Annotated in this window: 11 protein-coding genes and 2 pseudogenes; 11 read left to right on the forward strand and 2 right to left on the reverse strand. The window is 49.7% G+C overall.

All coding sequences use genetic code 11. The annotated features are described in order from the left end of the window. Positions 1-172: 172 nt before the first annotated feature. Positions 173-1,272: pseudogene (locus ACZ5ER_RS00920) on the forward strand (DegT/DnrJ/EryC1/StrS family aminotransferase). A gap of 15 nt (positions 1,273-1,287) precedes the next feature. Here ACZ5ER_RS00920 and ACZ5ER_RS00925 read toward each other — a convergent pair. Continuing rightward, positions 1,288-2,745: an ATP-binding protein gene (locus ACZ5ER_RS00925; RefSeq protein ID WP_464934602.1), complete on the reverse strand. Its 1,458-nt coding sequence runs from the start codon at positions 2,743-2,745 to the stop codon at positions 1,288-1,290. A gap of 127 nt (positions 2,746-2,872) precedes the next feature. Here ACZ5ER_RS00925 and ACZ5ER_RS00930 point away from each other — a divergent pair. The 3 genes and pseudogenes from ACZ5ER_RS00930 to ACZ5ER_RS00940 form a co-directional block, all read left to right on the forward strand. Continuing rightward, positions 2,873-3,031 (forward strand): annotated as a pseudogene (locus tag ACZ5ER_RS00930) (Gfo/Idh/MocA family oxidoreductase); the annotation flags it as partial. A gap of 603 nt (positions 3,032-3,634) precedes the next feature. Beyond that, entirely contained in the window at positions 3,635-3,811 is a 177-nt protein-coding gene (locus ACZ5ER_RS00935; RefSeq protein WP_464934603.1) for a hypothetical protein, read from the forward strand. A 27-nt stretch (positions 3,812-3,838) separates the two neighbouring features. Further along, on the forward strand, positions 3,839-5,149 hold the full coding sequence (locus ACZ5ER_RS00940) for an RNA-guided endonuclease InsQ/TnpB family protein (RefSeq protein ID WP_464934604.1): 1,311 nt from the start codon (positions 3,839-3,841) through the stop codon (positions 5,147-5,149). A 644-nt stretch (positions 5,150-5,793) separates the two neighbouring features. Here ACZ5ER_RS00940 and ACZ5ER_RS00945 read toward each other — a convergent pair. Next, entirely contained in the window at positions 5,794-5,961 is a 168-nt protein-coding gene (locus tag ACZ5ER_RS00945; protein WP_464934605.1) for a hypothetical protein, read from the reverse strand. Positions 5,962-7,042: 1,081 nt separating this feature from the next. On the opposite strand from ACZ5ER_RS00945, the gene ACZ5ER_RS00950 reads away from it, so the two are divergent. The 7 genes from ACZ5ER_RS00950 to thpR all read left to right on the forward strand — a co-directional run bounded on the left by ACZ5ER_RS00950 (position 7,043) and on the right by thpR (position 16,901). Continuing rightward, positions 7,043-7,624, forward strand: a complete 582-nt coding sequence (locus ACZ5ER_RS00950) for a TasA family protein (protein ID WP_050002508.1) — start codon at positions 7,043-7,045, stop codon at positions 7,622-7,624. Between the two features lie 38 nt (positions 7,625-7,662). Then, entirely contained in the window at positions 7,663-8,463 is an 801-nt protein-coding gene (locus tag ACZ5ER_RS00955) for an HAD-IIA family hydrolase (RefSeq protein WP_464934606.1), read from the forward strand. Further along, complete coding sequence (locus ACZ5ER_RS00960; protein WP_050002506.1) at positions 8,460-8,891, forward strand: ferritin family protein; 432 nt, start codon at positions 8,460-8,462, stop codon at positions 8,889-8,891. The genes ACZ5ER_RS00955 and ACZ5ER_RS00960 overlap by 4 nt, the downstream gene beginning before the upstream one ends. Before the next feature lie 174 nt (positions 8,892-9,065). Further along, the gene (locus tag ACZ5ER_RS00965; RefSeq protein WP_464934607.1) at positions 9,066-14,249 is read left to right on the forward strand and encodes an adenosylcobalamin-dependent ribonucleoside-diphosphate reductase; all 5,184 of its coding nucleotides are present in this window, start codon (positions 9,066-9,068) and stop codon (positions 14,247-14,249) included. A gap of 160 nt (positions 14,250-14,409) precedes the next feature. Then, positions 14,410-14,874, forward strand: a complete 465-nt coding sequence (locus tag ACZ5ER_RS00970; RefSeq protein WP_050002504.1) for a phosphoribosyltransferase — start codon at positions 14,410-14,412, stop codon at positions 14,872-14,874. Positions 14,875-15,032: 158 nt separating this feature from the next. Further along, a complete protein-coding gene (locus ACZ5ER_RS00975) occupies positions 15,033-16,274 on the forward strand; it encodes a hypothetical protein (protein WP_050002503.1) in 1,242 nt (413 codons plus the stop codon). A gap of 72 nt (positions 16,275-16,346) precedes the next feature. Continuing rightward, positions 16,347-16,901 (forward strand): RNA 2',3'-cyclic phosphodiesterase, encoded by a 555-nt coding sequence (gene thpR, locus ACZ5ER_RS00980; RefSeq protein ID WP_050002502.1) that lies wholly within the window; start codon positions 16,347-16,349, stop codon positions 16,899-16,901. Positions 16,902-16,909 lie beyond the last annotated feature (8 nt).

The raw sequence follows: 16,909 nt of genomic DNA on the forward strand, positions 1-16,909 counted from the left end.
GAGGTGAAAAGTTGGAGATTTCTAGTGAGGAGCTATTAAATCTACTTGGAGACGAGTTTAAGAAATAGAGGAAATTCCAGATGAAAAGTATGGGGAATGTTACAGGAAAGTTAAAGACCCCGAAATGAAAAGGACTCTCAATGATATTTAAAGCAATTAAGGAGGAAGAAAAATGATCCCAATTGCCAGACCTTTGATTGGAGATGAAGAAATAAACGCTGTTATTGAGGTTTTGAAGAGCGGAATGCTTGCAAGCGGAAAGGAAGTTGAGGCTTTTGAAAAAGAGTTCGCCCAATACTTGGGGGCAAAACATGCTATTGCAGTGACCAACGGTACCGCGGCTTTGGATGTTGGCCTTAAAAGCCCTCAAAATCGGCCCCGGCGGTGAGGTCATCACAACGCCCCTCACATTCATAGCATCTGCAAACGCAATCCTCTTCCAAGGAGCAAAGCCCGTTTTTGCAGACATAGATCCAAAGACGTTCAACCTTGACCCAAACGACGTTCTTGAGAAAATAACGGATAAAACAAAGCCATAGTTGTCGTTCACCTCTACGGCCAGCCGGCCGATATGAAGGCCTTCAAAGAGATTGCCGAGGACTACAGGCTTTATCTAATTGAGGACTGCGCCCAAGCCCACGGTGCAGAGTTTGAAGGGCAGAAAGTTGGAACCTTTGGAGATATTGCAGCCTTCAGCTTCTATCCCACAAAGAACATGACCACTGGCGAGGGGGTATGGTCGTAACCAATAATGACGAGTTAGCCAGGAGGGCAGATTTAATTAGAAACCATGGCCAAGTTGAGAAGTACCTGCATGTGGAGCTCGGTTACAATCTAAGGATGACCAACATTGCTGCTGCAATCAGCAGGGCCCAGCTCAAAAAGCTCGATGCTTGGAACGAAAAGAGAATTGAGAATGCCAAACTGCTAAGCGAGGGCATAGAGAAAATCAAGGGATTAACCCCACCCTATGTTGATCCTCGCGTAAAACACGTCTTCCACCAGTACGTGATTAGAGTTGAAGATGAGTTTCCGCTAGGCAGAGATGAGCTTATGGTAAAATTGAGGGAGAAAGGAATCGGAACTGCGGTGCATTACCCGATGCCCGTTCATTGGCAACCTCTCTACCAGAAGCTCGGCTATCCAAAGGACATCTGTCCAAACGCAATCGAAGCCTCAAAGAAAGTGCTGAGCTTACCGGTGCACCCGGCTGTTAGCGATGAGGACATAGCTTATATAATTAATGCTCTCAGGGAACTGGAGGTTCTGTGACACCTTTTCTTTGTTTTATAAAACCTTAAAGGAAAAAAGCAAGATATGTTTTTCTCTAGGTTGATTTTGGGAGCTCCTTTTAGAGTTCATTCCTTCTGTTAAGTTAGATATTTCAAAGTCCTTCAAATCCCACACCAAAAAACCCTTCTCTTCTAATTCTTCTTTATTCTCGACTCTTTTTGCCACCAATCCATAGTTTTTCTCCCACCCATCTAGCCCCACAGCTTCAGCCTTGCCCTCCAAGTTTTCCAAGATTTCTAGGGCTTTTTTCTCACTCAGTTCCTTCCACTTGGCTTCAACAAAAAGGGCCTTCTTTTCTCTCTTGCTCAGTGCAACAATGTCGATCTCCTCCCCCTTGTGCCACCAGCGGCCGATCTTTGTGAAATTGAACGGTAACCTCCCTTCGCGATTGAGCCCTATTAAAAACTGCTTTGCTATTTCTTCGAAAGCAAAGCCTACATACTGGTTGAAGTCCCGCCTGAACTCCTCAATGGCCCCATCTGGAAAACCACTCTCGATTTCCTCGAAATAGGGTGCCACAAAACGGAACCAGAAAGCAAAGTAGAGGTCTCTGAAGCGGTAAATCCCTCTCTTTGCCTTTCTTGCCACAGGGAGTTCCCTCTTCAGTATTCCCAGATCCTCTAGTATCCTCAGATAGCGGGCTGTGTTTTTAGGCTCGAGAAAAGAGTGCTGGGCTATCTCATTGACGCGTGTTTTCCCTTCAGCTACCGCCTCAAGTATTGTGTAGTACGTCTCCGGCTCCCTGAACTCCTCCTCTAAGAGCTCTTTGGCCTCTCTGAATAGAAATGCATTTGGATCAAAGAAGTTCTTTTCAATTTCCTTTTCAGCACTTTTACCTTCAAAGAGCTCAAGGTATCTTGGAACGCCAGAAGTTACTGCATAAATCTTCACGGCTTCCTCTGGATTTATACCCTCAAACCACTCAAAGAGGTGTTTAAACTTTAAGGGCTGGAGGTTAAGTGTCGCATCACTTCTCCCATAGAGTGGACTTGAGTAATCGAAGAAGCTCCTCTTCAGAAGGCCAACGGATGAAGCTGATAGGACGAGCATTATATTACTGTCGGCCAAAATTTCATCCACTATACTCTGGAATTCGGCCTCGACTTCAGAATACCGGAGCAGGTAGGAAAATTCGTCGAGGAAGACTATAAGCCTCTCTCTTGCCTGCGAACTTATAAAGCGAAAAGCATCTGAAAAGGTTGAAAAGTTTGGCACAGGGATGCCAAAGTACCTTCCTATCGCCCTGTTGAGCTTTGTAAGGTTATATTCCCAGACCCTCTTCTCAAATTGGACTGCTATTGCGTTCTTGTTTGTTAAGAACTCCCTCACGAGCCTGCTTTTACCTATCCTCCTTCTACCGGTAACAAGCACAAGAGTGAAGCCTTTCCTATTGTAAAGTTTCTCAAGGGTTTTGAGTTCTTCTTTCCGGTTTACAAATTTTCGAATCTTCATAATATAATCTTGAGTCGAAATTACATAAAAAAGTTTTGCTGAGCCCTAATCATTTAAAAAGCTCAAATCCTTATATACTCCAACTTCTCAAAAAAGGACATTCAGTGGGATATGAAAGGTGGTCAAGATGCTTCGCGTTGGCGTTGTTGGCGTTGGAACATGGGCTTCCACCATGCGAGGATTTATTCGGAATTAGCGAAAGAAGAAGGTTGAGCTCGTTGGAGTGGCCGATGTCAATTTTGAGCGAGCCAAAGAGGTTGCTTCCCAATTCAGAACAAAGGCTTTTGGATGATTTTACCGCATCCCCGCCCTGAAGGGTGAGGCTTTCAAAAGAAAAAGTGACTGCGGAGGCCCTTTTCCCCGTTACAGTCTTTATGACAAGCCCCTTGCCCCTGGGGAAGAGGGGTTGCATGCGCTTAAGGTCGCGATAAGTGCCTTAGAGAGTGCAAAAAGTTCCGTTTTAATAATTCACTAACTGAACACAAACTTTTAAGGCCGTATAACGAGAGTGAGGGGCACCGCGTGATCAGAGGCCTCAGTGAAGTTTCGCTCTGAGGCAGGGCCCATACCTCCACCCACAAACCTCACGACTCTGGGTAAGCCGTGAGACCTATGGTTAGGCATGGACTCTGGATCAGGGTGAAGCTTTCGCTTCGGTCCCTTCCCGCACAGTGCCCCTCAACATATAATAGACTTTGAGGTATATAAAGGTTATTGTTTGATAATGTTTAATTAAATCCGGTTTTAGTTTGAAATTATACCCAATTCTTTCTGACCTCCTCCCGTCCTAAAGGACGAGGCTTTCAAAAGGAAAATGCAAACTTGTATAAGCCTTAATTAAGCTTAATTAAATGCAATTAAATATCATTAAAAATCGGAGGTGCTCGTGATGGATGAAGAGAGGAAATACACAACTGTTTCTATTCCAAAGCCCCTCTACGACAAGATAAAGAAGAGGATAGAGGGCACCGGCTTTACATTTTTCTTTCTCAAGTCTTGCCGTTCACGGCGGGGATGCAGTAAACCACCCAACCGGCCTTTAAACAGGAAGGCAAAACTATTTTAAAGCCTAAAATTTATACCATGCCTTGATATGAAGCGCTCAGTAACAGTAAAACTCCAGCCCTCTAAAGAACAAGCAAAAATCCTCCACCAGTTAGCCGATTCAGGAGCCAAAGCCTGGAACCGAGTAAACTACTTGAGGCGACAAGAATTCTTCCAACACAAAATCGTGGACTTCAATTCAACTGAAAAAACCGTTTATGAAGAGTTTAAACGAGAAATCGGCTCCGCCACAGTCCAGCAAATAGCGAGAAAGAACGCCGAAGCCTGGCGCTCATTCTTCTCCCTATTAAGGAAAAAGCGGAATGGTGAACTCCCCAACTGGCTTAAACCAAAACCTCCACTCTACCTCAAAGAAGATGGGAGGAGGAAACCCTTAATCGTCCTGAGAAATGACCAGTACAAGGTTGAAGGGAACAAACTAATCTTCAAAGGCCTTGGCAAGTTTAAACGCCTTGAAGTCCAGTTTAAGGGAAGAATTCACCTGAAGGGCAAGCAGGGGCGGTTAGAGATAACCTACGACCCCGTTAAGCGGAAATGGTATGCTCACGTTAGCCTTACTGTCGAGGAAAAACTTGAGGGTGGGGAATGGGTAAGCGTTCCAAGAACGCCAAGAGGAAGCCTCTCGGCGGGAATTGACCTTGGAGTAAACAATCTAATGGCTGTTTATGTGGAAAACGGGGAAAGCTTCCTCGTGAATGGAAGGCCGCTGAAGCGCATTGCTTTTTACTGGAGGAGAAAAATTGCTGACTACCAGTCAAAACTCAACAAGAGCGGAGTTAAAACGAGTAGAAGGCTTAAAAGAATGCACGATAAAGCGAAACTTCAAGCCAAGCACTACATAAACACTACCGTAAGAGGAACTGTCAGGAAGCTTTATGAGCTTGGCGTTTCCAAGATTGTGGTGGGTTATCCTAAGGGCATAGCTCGGAACTCTGATAGGGGCAAAAGGCAGAATTTTCTCCTTTCTCACGTTTGGCGGTTCAATACGGTTATTAAGCGTCTTAGGGAAGTTGCTGAGGAGTATGGTATTGAGGTTTTGGTTGTTGATGAGGCTTTCACTTCTAAGGTTTGCCCCGTTTGCGGGAGGCCCCACGAGGGGGCTCGCTTTGTCAGAGGTTTGTTTAAGTGTCCCGCAACGGGGCTTGTTTTTAATGCAGACTTGGTTGGAGCGTTTAATATTTTAAAAAAGGTTGTGAAAACCATAACCCCGAATCTGGGCGGGCTTTATGCTCAGAGGAGGGGTAACGGGGGGAAGACCCTCCCCGAGGGGCTGAAAGTCCGGTTTGAATTGGGCTTGAATGAAGCCCCTCAAACCTCCCCGTCACTGGCGAGGGGTTAACCCGTTGGAATCCTCGCCCTTCAGGGCGGGGAGGAGGTCAGGATAGCCTATGGCCTTGCTCTGGCCTCGCTTAGCTTCGCCAACTACGCGGGAATTGGAGTTGTGGACTACCACCTCGCTGGGGCCCTTATTCTTGGAACCCTCCCCTGAGTCTACTTGGGGACCAATGCCAACTCAAGGGCCAACAGAGATGTGCTAAAAAAGGTCATCAACATCGTGATTCTAGTTATTGGAGCTTTGATACTCGCTGATAGAATGTTTTGATTTGGAGATAGGCGCCTTTGTCCCCATTACGCCCCATTTGGGTCCGTATAAGTCTTCTCCCCCAACTCTTCGACCATATAAATCGCTGTTTCATTACACTTTTATCTGTAACAGCTTTTGGTGTAATCCTTCAAATGGGTTTTCCTTTAGGAAAATATGAGCAAGTAGATTTAACGGCTAGTTCGGCACTGTTGGCACTCTTCTAACTCCCTTCTCAGTGCCATTAGGAGCATCTCCTTGGCTTCGAGCTCATTTTCTAGATTCTTAATTTTGTACAGGAGCTCAGTTATTGTCACCCAGCAATTCACACGTTCCTCAAATATTATGCGACTCAACCTGGACCTACGGTAGCCCTTACTACGAAACTGTTTGTCTATTTCCTATTGTACTTCTCTTAAAACCGCCTTGGCCGCTAAATCCCGATCATTGTCGGCCAGTCTAACGGCCTGGAGCTTCTCAAACCCGAGTCGTGCAATCTTGGCTTCATTGGGGAGTTCTTTAATCAACTCCCTTAAGATTAAGATATCGTCGTTCTTTTTCGCTTTCATGCTCGCCTTCGGGAACTCAATATACTTCCAGCCCTGGTTGTTTATCTAGTACATGTATTTGTAGCAGCAGTTGTAGCGCTTTCCTCGCTTGTTCCAGCACTCCCGCTTAACCTTCCTCCTCCTGAGAAGCCCATTATGTAATGCAGAAGATGTTCGAAGCATCTGTGTCAAAACCAGACACAGGTTTGAGGCTCAAACCGGAAGTGTCCCACAGACATAAAAAATGCAAAAAGGTGCTTAAAGTTTAAACTTACTTTTCATTAGCCTTGTAGTGAGCAGGCAGGAGTACCTCCAGTATATCGCCGGGCTTTATACCCATGAATAGAAGAAGAAATTACGGACATCACATTCTCAGAGCTGAAAATCTGGTTCGCATAGAGGGAGAAAGACAAAGTGTACGTCCTGAGAGTAAGAGATGAAGATGTAATCCCTCTTGAGCTCTGGGAAGTTGATGCCTTCATAGACCTTATGCTCCAGTGAGTCATGAGTGTTGAACACGCTATGCAAAAGTTGGCGAAACAAAGGGACTTGAGTGAAAATCATAATGAACCCCCAGATTAGTTTAAGCTTTATATTGCTTTTCACTTTGCACTTCCACACAAGGATAAACTTACCAGCCACTCCTTTGCAAAATGTTTTGTATTTTCTTTTTTATTTGCCTCTTCAGTTTGCAATTTTATATCCGCTGTGTCAATAACTCACAGATCATACGGAAAACGCAAAACATTAGGGAAATGCAAAGCAAAAGCCCACAAAAATGAAAAAGTTGGGAATGTGAAAATACAGGACAGCAAAGTGCAAACTCAAATGCATGTCCTCATCAGAGGGCTGCGCGGCAAGATACACCACTTCGTTGTTTGACCATCATCACAGGACAGCTCCATTCCCGGCTTTTGCAGATAGCTTAATCGCCACAGTCATCGTGTTGGTGCCGCGATAACAAACACGCTGAAGCCCGTCAGAACCAACGACATGACCATTTAAAAGCCTTAATTTAATTATAACAGCATCAAAGTCAGGAGTTACCTCAAAATATCGAAAAGTATATAAACGATCTCTTCAATAGTCTACGGTGTTACTAATGAGTGCAGTTAATATGAAACACCTGGCCATCGTGTCCGCAATCCTGGCCATGCTGGCGTTATCGGGCGTGGCCAGGTCTTACTTCACGGACACGGCGCTCTCCGAAGGCAACACCATAACCACCGGAGAGCTCGACGTTGCCATCAGCAAAGACGGAAAACGCTTCTACAACGAGCTGAAGCTCTTTGAGGTAGAAAACCTGCTCCCTGGAGAAAACAGGACTGTAACGTTCTACGTCAAGAACAGGGGCACTGTTGATATGGGAAGGCTCACGCTGACTCTAAACGTCAGGAACTACGAAGTTAAGATGTCGCCGGCGGAGAAGGAGGTAGACTCAACACCCGAAGAGGGTGAACTCGGAAAGTGGCTGACACTGAGGGCAATCACAGTCAACGGAAGGAAAATTAAAGTCAACGAAACCCTCAACTCACTCAGCGGAAAGGCAATAACGCTCCCACAGATGCTCAAGCCAGATGAGAGCGCACAGGTCGAGATGACCTTCGAACTGCCTAAAGAAGCCGGCAACGAGTGCCAGACTGATGGAGTAAAGCTGACAATAAGAGTGGACGCCGGCCAGTGAACTTTTAATACCTCCCTCCAATTTTTCCCGGTGGAAGCATGATTGGAATAATATTCGATATGGACGGTGTCGTTTACAGGGGTAACCAGCGCATCGAGGGGGCAAAGGAGGCAATCGAGTACCTCAAGGAGAAGGGAATCCCCTTTGTCTTCCTCACCAACAACTCCACCAGAACACCCAAAATGTATCGAGAAAAGCTCCTCTCCATGGGCATAGACGTCCCAGAGGAGAGAATAGTCACCTCCGGACTGGCGGCGAGGCTCTACATAAAGGAACACATGGAGCCCGGGAAGGTCTTTGTCATAGGCGGCAAGGGGCTCCACGAGGAGATGGAAAACCTCGGCTGGGGGACGGTGAGCCTTGAAGAGTGCAGGGAAGGAAAGTGGAAGGAAATCAGGCACGTAGTCGTCGGCCTCGACCCGGAGCTGACCTACGAGAAGCTCAAGTACGGGACGCTCGCCATCAGGAACGGGGCGAGCTTCATAGGGACGAACCCCGACACCACTTACCCGGCAGAGGAGGGCCTCTACCCCGGCGCCGGGGCAATAATAGCGTCGCTGAAGGCATCAACTGACAGGGAACCCCTCATAATCGGAAAGCCGAACGAGCCGGCCTGTGAGGTTGTAAAAACAAAGCTCGGCAACGTTGACGAAATCTGGATGGTCGGCGACAGGCTTGACACGGACATAGCATTTGCAAAGCGCTTCGGCATGAAGGCATTGATGGTTCTCACGGGCGTCAGCACCCTGAATGACGTCGAGAAGAGTGAAGTCAAGCCCGACCTCGTCCTGCCGAGCATAAAGGGGCTCCTCGACTACCTCAAAGCGGTGGTAGAATGAAGGCCAGGGAGCTCATCGAGAGGCTCATATGGCAGGAGAACGAGCTCTACAACCTCTACAAGCTCGGGGAGACCTTTGCCCTCTTCGAGAGGCCCGAGATGAGGGACACATTCATGCTCATAGCGGAGGAGGAGCTGAGGCACAGGGAGACCCTGAAGGGGCTCCTGGGCGAGGGAACACTCGAAAATCTGATAGTGGACTACACCGAGGAGCTCTCGATAGAGCCAGTCCTCAGCGACGAGAGGGCAGAACCCCAGAGCCTCGAAGAGCTAGTGGTTGAAGCGGTGGTGAGGGAGCGACACGCCTACGAGATGTACATGAGACTCTCAAAGCTCCTCGGAGAGCCCTTCAACGACCTCTTTCTCCACCTCGCGAGGGAAGAGCTTACCCACGCGTACAGGCTGAAGCTCCTGTACGAGACCCTCTAATCATCCACCGCTTTTTCTACTTCATTCCATACCATCCAATGTGATAACCCAGAATTCGTCATGGTGGCAACGTTAACCAGGGTAAGGTATATTAGGAGACTAGGCCGAAAATGGGGCACTGATGATTTTACTAATTGACAAAATTATGTATAATGATATGTCAGGGGTGTTTATATGGCTGTTGAAAAAGTGATGAAAAGAGACGGTAGAATCGTGCCATTTGATAGGGAGCGTATAAGGTGGGCCATCCAGAGGGCAATGCTTGAGGTTGGAATCCACGATGAGAAGCTCCTCAACAGGGTCGTCAGGAGAGTCGTCAGAAGGGTGAACGAGCTCTACGACGGGCAGATTCCAAACATTGAGAACATTCAAGACATCGTCGAGCTTGAGCTCATGAGAGCTGGCCTCTTCGACGTCGCCAAGGCCTACATCCTCTACCGCAAGAAGAAGGCAGAAATCCGCGAGGAGAAGAAGAAAATCCTCAACAAGGACAGGCTCGATGAAATAGACAAGCGCTTCTCCCTCAACGCCCTCCGCGTTTTAGCGAGCAGATACCTCATAAGGAACGAGAAGGGGGAGATTGTTGAGAGCCCGAAGGAGCTCTTTGAGAGGGTCGCCACCCTCGCGGTCATCCCCGATTTACTCTACGACGAGCGCGTTTACGACAAGAACGGAAAGCACGAGCAGGATTTAAGCCGGGTCAAGTACTACTTAGAGCACTTCGAGGAGTTCGACGGGAAGTACTCAATAGGGCGCTTCAAGCTTAACAAGTACCACTTCGAGAGGCTCGTGAACCTCTACCGCGAGCTGGCGGAGAAGGGCAAGATGAAGGTCTCGATAGACGAGTTCCTAAGCATGCTCGAGAACGGGGCCTTCGACGATTACGAGAGCGAGGTGGAGGAGTACTACAGGCTGATGGCAGGTCAGGTTTTCATGCCCAACACTCCGGCCCTCATCAACTCCGGCCGGCCGTTGGGAATGCTTTCAGCGTGCTTCGTTGTCCCGATAGAGGACGACATGGAGAGCATAATGAAGGCCGCGCACGACGTGGCCATGATACAAAAGGCAGGGGGAGGCACCGGAGTTAATTTCTCAAAACTCCGTCCGGAGGGGGATTTCGTCGGTTCCACCGCTGGAGCGGCGTGTTTCACGGGAGACACTAGGATTCTCACAGACAGGGGCTTCATCCCAATAGAGGAAATAGTGCATGGTGAGAAACCAAAAATCATCACCCACGCGGGACTTAGGAGCATTGTAGAGGCCTATGACAACGGAGAAATGGAGGTATTTAGGGTCGTCACAGAGGATGGCTACGAGCTCAAGGTTACGAACGACCACAAGTTCCTCGTCTTTGATGAAAACGGGAAACCCCTCCTTAAGCCCCTGAGGGAGCTGAACGTCGGCGATTACATCTACATCCTTGCCCCAGAGTGGAAAGGTGGAGAATACGTCAAGCTGAAGACGGACATCGAGCTTAAGAGTAAAGGCTACGAAGTGAACCTGCCATCAATACTCAACGAGAAACTCGCATATCTCCTCGGAATCATACACGCAGACGGACACGTGAGACACTATTTTGAGAACGGGAAGAGGAAGAACTCAAAGATAGAAATCTACCTGAACCAGAGTGAAACGGGGATAAAGGAGAAGGTCAAAAGGTACTTTAAAGAGCTCTTTGGCATCGAGCCAAAGGAGTTCCTGAGGGAAGAGAGCCACAAGATAACACTCGTCATTCCCTCAACGAAGATAGTCAGGTTCCTCGAAGCAAACAGTCTTTCAAAAGACAAATCTGAAAACATACGCGTCCCGGAGGCCATCTTCAGGAGCCCGCCGTCGGTTATGGCCGCTTTCCTTGCGGGATTCTTTGATGGGGATGGCGCGCTCGACCAGCACTACAGAATAGCCTTCAAGTCCGTTTCAAAGGAGTTCATAAAGGACGCCCAGCTCCTCTTCATGGCCCTTGGAATCGTCACAAGCATACAGGAGTACAGCCCAAACGCTCCCGGCCACAGAACCGTCTACACACTCAGAGTTCAGACGAGGGACATGAAGCTCAAGGCATTTGAAACCCTAAAAGAGTCGGTCAAACTGTCAGAAATAGCCAATGAAGCGATTAATAACCTCGAAGAGAACGGGAAGAACAAGAAGTATTCCTTCCCGTTCAACGTGATATACCGCATAAAGAACCCGGAGATGAGGGCAAAGATACAGAGGGACTACAAGCTCTTAGCTTACAACTCGAAGGTAACACACAGGGCCTTTATAAGGAAGGTGCTTGAGCTTAAAGATGAACTCGGTCTCGATGAAGAGGAAGTCAAGTACTTTGAAATGCTTTCAAAACTGTATCCAACGAGGATAACTAAGATAGAGCCCCTTGGAAAGCGCCATGTCTATGACCTCCAGGTTGAGGAAGTTCACCTCCTCACGGGAAACGGAGTTTACACCTCCAACAGCGGGCCAGTTTCCTTCATGCACCTCATAGATGCAGTCAGCGACGTCATCAAGCAGGGAGGCGTAAGGCGCGGAGCAAACATGGGAATCCTCGAGGTCTGGCATCCCGACATAGAGAAGTTCATTCACGCGAAGGAGAGAAACACTGGAACCAACGTGCTCAGCAACTTCAACATCAGCGTCGGCATCTGGGAGGACTTCTGGGAAGCCCTGAAGGAGGGCAAGCGCTACCCGCTCGTGAACCCGAGGACCGGCGAGAAGGTCAAGGAGATAGACCCCAAGAGCCTCTTCGAGGAGTTAGCGTTCATGGCCTGGAGCAAGGCCGACCCCGGAGTTATATTCTTCGACGTCATCAACAGGAGGAACGTTTTAGCGGAAGCGAAGGGAGGGCCGATACGGGCTACTAACCCGTGTGTGGTCGGGGAGACGAGGATTCTTACCCCAGAAGGATACATCAAAGCAGAAGAACTCTTCACGCTCGCGAAGGAGCGCGGAAAGAAGGAGGCTGTTGCGGTAGAGGGCATAACCGACGGAGGGGAACCCTACGCCTACGCGGTTGAGGTTCTCCTTCCGGGAGAAGAGAGAGTGGAGTACAAAACGGTTCACGGAGCTGAGCTGACGATTGCTGACCCGGTAGCGGTTCCCGCCTACGTCTGGAAGGTCGGCAGGAAGACCGTCGCGAGGGTGAAGACAAAAGAAGGATACGAAATAACCGCAACACTTGACCACAAACTCATGACCCCTGAGGGCTGGAAGGAAGTTAAGGATATAACTCCGGGTGACAAAATACTCCTCCCGCGCTTTGAAGTCGAAGATGACTTCGGAAGCGAGAGCATAGGGGAGGACTTAGCCTTCGTTCTCGGCTGGTTCATTGGAGACGGATACCTCAACACAAACGACAGGAGGGCATGGTTCTACTTCAATGCCGAAAAGGAAGAGGAAACAGCCTGGAAAGTCAGGGAAATACTTGTCAAACACTTCGGAATCAAAGCCGAGCCCCACCGCTACGGCAATCAGATTAAGCTCGGCGTTAGAGGAAAAGCTTACGAGTGGATTGAGAGCATCGTCAAAACCAACGACAAGCGCGTTCCCGAAATCGTCTTCAGGCTAAAGCCGAGGGAGATAGCGGCTTTCCTCCGTGGCCTCTTCAGTGCCGATGGCTACGTTGATAACGACAAGGCGATAAGGCTAACCTCTAAGGACCGCGAGCTACTCAGGGAAGTCCAGGACCTCCTGTTGCTCTTCGGAATACTGTCCAAGCTCTACGAAAGGCCGTACCCGAGTGAGTTCAGGTACACCACCAAAGACGGCGAGGAGAGAACTTACAAAGGCGAGGGTTACCACGAGCTCGTCATAGCCAACTACAGCAGGAAGCTCTTCTCGGAGAAGATTGGCTTTGAAGGCTACAAGATGGAGAAGCTCAGCCTCAAGAAGACCAAGAGGGACGAGCCTATCGTTACCGTGGAGAGTGTCGAAGTACTTGGAGAAGAGCTCGTTTACGACTTCACCGTTCCAGAGAAGCACAGCTACATAAGCAACGGCTTCCTGAGCCACAACTGCGGAGAGGAACCACTTTACGAATACGAATCGTGCAACCTCGCGAGCATCAACCTTGCCAAATTTGTAAAGTATGACGACGAAGGAAAGCCCTACTTCGACTGGGACGAGTACGCCTACGTGATTCAGAAGGTCGCCAAGTACCTCGACAACGCCATCGACGTCAACCGCTTCCCGCTCCCAGAGATAGACCACAACACCAAGCTAACCCGGAGAATAGGCGTCGGAATGATGGGACTGGCAGATGCGCTCTTCAAGCTCGGCATACCCTACAACAGCGAGGAAGGCTTCGCCTTCATGAGGAAGGCCACCGAGTACCTCACCTTCTACGCCTACAAGTACAGCGTTGAGGCCGCCAAAAAGCGCGGAACGTTCCCTCTCTACGAGAAGAGCAAATACAAGGACGGCGAGCTACCGGTCGAGGGCTTCTACCACCGCGAGATATGGACGCTCCCGTGGGACGAGCTCGTCGAGGAAATCAAACGCTATGGAGTCAGGAACGGCATGGTAACTACCTGCCCGCCAACGGGAAGTGTTTCAATGATAGCGGACACCTCCAGCGGAATCGAGCCAATCTTTGCCCTCGTCTACAAGAAGAGCGTCACCGTCGGCGAGTTCTACTACGTTGACCCAGTCTTTGAGGCGGAGCTCAAGAAGCGCGGTCTCTGGAGCGACGAGATACTCAAGAAGATAAGCGACAATTACGGTTCAGTACAGGGCCTTGAGGAGATTCCAGAGGACATGCAGAGAGTTTTCGTCACCTCAATGGACATCCACTGGCTCGACCACATCCTGGCTCAGGCCAACATACAGCTCTGGCTCACCGACAGCGCGAGCAAGACGATAAACATGCCGAACGACGCAACGGTGGAGGACGTTAAAGCGGCATACCTTTTAGCTTACAAGCTCGGCTGTAAGGGAATAACAGTCTACCGCGACGGCTCGCTCTCGGTGCAGGTCTACAGCGTCGAGGGAGAGAAGAGGAAGCGCGTCCCGGCCAAACCGAGCAGGTACGCGGTCGAGAAGCTGAAGGCTGTTGTCGAGGCCGAGCCCTGGCTGGCCAAGTTCATCAACGTCGAAGCCATCCTCAACGGCACCAACGGGAAGAAGAGGGAAGCGCCGGCGCTCAGCTTTTCCCTGAGCACGGCAAAGGCCATCACGCCAAAGACGCCAGAGCACCCGCACCATGCGGAGAAACCGGAGATTCCCGAGGAGAAGATTAAGGAGCTCCTTGGAGTGGCTTACTGCCCGGTCTGCTACGAGAAGGACGGTGAGCTCGTCGAGCTGAGGATGGAGAGCGGTTGCGCCACCTGCCCGCGCTGTGGATGGAGCAAGTGTGTCATCAGCTGAGGGTTTCTTCCGTTTTCTTTGCCCCCTAATTTCATTCCCCCGAGCACCTTTTAACATCCTCCTGCCAAAATAGGTTTTTTAAGGCCTATCTTTTAACTTCTACCACTCACCCAAAGCTTAAGTTCGGCGTTGAGAACTCACGCTATTCGGAGGTGTTCCTATGGACAAGGTTTACCTAACCTGGTGGCAGATTGATAGGGCCGTCTTCGCGCTCGCCGAAGAACTGAGAAAGCACTTCATGCCCGACGTGATAGTCGGAATCGCGAGGGGCGGGCTTATTCCAGCGGTGAGGCTGAGCCACGTTCTGGGCGATGTGGAGCTCAAGGTCATAGACGTAAAGTTCTACAAGGGCATAGACGAGAGGATGGAAAAGCCTGTCGTTACGATTCCGCTCCACGGCTCACTAGAGGGCAAGAAGGTAGTTATCGTGGACGACGTCAGCGACACAGGGAAGACCCTCGAAGTCGTCATCGAGGAGGTCAAGAAGGCCGGGGCAGAGGAGGTTAAGGTCGCCTGCCTCAGCATGAAGCCCTGGACGAAGGTCGTTCCCGACTTCTACGTCTTCAGGACGGACAAATGGATAGTCTTCCCCTGGGAGGAGTTCCCGGTCGTTGTCAGGGAATGAGCTCTTTCTCTTTAGACTTTATCCACCTTCGGTCATTTTGGGCGACCCATCAAAACCCACCAAGACACTATCACCCAGAAAGGCAGTATTTCTCATTACTAAAACTTGGGGAAAATTATATAAGCGTGGACATGTACTTTTAGAAACGGGTAAGTGCTATGCAACAGGGAAACAGGAACACGCCGAGGTTCCATTACATCGTTCTCTTAATAACCCTGCTTCCGTTGTGTTGCCCAAACCACGCACTCGCCCAGGACTGGACGCTCGAAGATGCGGTGGTTTCAGGGGACGGCATATACGTTTTAACCGATAACGGCACTCTCATGAAGGTTACGGAAGAGCTGGAAGCCCTCTGGGAGGCAGAGCTTTCAGGAGGGATCAAATTTTACCTCGCACCTGCCCCTGAAGGAGTAACTCTCGTCGGCGGTGTCCTCGCCAGAATTGACGGTGATGGAGGCCTCCTCTGGGCAAAAAACATGAGTGCAGACGATGCCGGAGTACTACCCGATGGCAGTGTCGTTTTTGTGAGCGAGAACCTGTTAGGGGTTATAGACCCAAAAGGAGCCACTATAAGGGCCTACCAACTTCTCCTGAACGGAACCGAGGAAACAGTCCCAGGAACTGGCATTTACCTGGAGGATGCTGTGCCCCTCGGCAATGCCCTCATCGTAACCGGAACCGTCAGCTTTCCAGGAGACCCAAAGTCCCATATCCTCATCGGGGCGGTTTCGTTGAACGGGAGCCTGCTATGGACAAAGGTTCTCAACACAGACTATTACGATAGGGTTGATGGAGCGTTCCGCTCCGGAGAGCACGCGGTCATCGCAGGGGTCTACGGGGGTGGAAGCGACGCGCCGTGGATAGCCAACTACTTCGTTCTGAAGGTATCCACAGAGGGCAGAATCGAGTGGTTCAACTCCTACACCTGCCCCCACGAGAAGGACTGGGACGACTTTTGGAGCATGAAAGTACTGGGCTTATCTTGCAACAAAAAGATTTGCGTTCTTGGAACCACCACTGGAACTTTTGTCCTTGATACTGATGGAACTTTCCCTATATACCTCAACGTTTCGGGGAAGGTTACAGGAATCGTTAATGACTCAGCACTCATACTCTCGAACTGGACACTACTCACAATCCCTCTCAACCAAAGTGAAGGAACAGAAAAGTGCTACACAGTAGGAATCCCTTTCAGAGAAATACCTGTCAAAGTGGAAATCCACCCCACGAAGTTCAGTACTCCCGACGCTCCCCTGCAAGTGCTGACACTACAGAGAACAAACCGTCAGCCCAAAATACATTCCGAAAAACAGCGGGACGGCCAGGAATACTTCAGTGTCGTCCTTTTAATCGCAATACTAATTGGAACCGCTCTGATGTTGGCTAAACGCGAGCCGTGACGCTCCGGGGAACTGTGAACAGGTCATTCGAAACCCTCTTTAACCCATCCTCCAACTTTTCTCGGTGGTGGTATGAGGGCGTTCATAGCTATTGATGTTAGCGACAAGGTGAGGGATAACCTCATTAAGGCTCAGGAGAGGATTGGAAACAAAGCAGCGAAAATAAAGTTCGTCGAGAGGGAGAACTTCCACGTCACGCTCAAGTTCCTCGGCGAGATTGACGAGGTAACGGCGGAAGAGGTTAAGAAGGCCCTGGAGGAGATAGCGAGGAAGCACAAAAAGCACCGCGTTCGCGTTAAGGGCATCGGCGTCTTCCCGAACCCGAACTACGTTAGGGTAATATGGGCCGGAATCGAGAACGACGAAGGCATTAAGGCGATAGCCAATGACGTAGAGCGCGAGATGAGGAGGCTCGGCTTCAAGAAGGACAAAGACTTCGTGGCCCACATAACAATCGGGCGCGTCAAGTTCGTTCGCGATAAGGTTGAACTGGCGATGGCGCTCAAAGACCTTGCCAACGAGGACTTCGGCGAGTTTGAGGTTGAGGCAATAGAGCTGAAGAAGAGCACACTGACCCCGAAGGGCCCCATCTACGAGACCGTCGCGAGGTTCGAGCTGGCGGAGTGAGGTGTTGA

Source organism: Thermococcus marinus, from assembly GCF_055389025.1.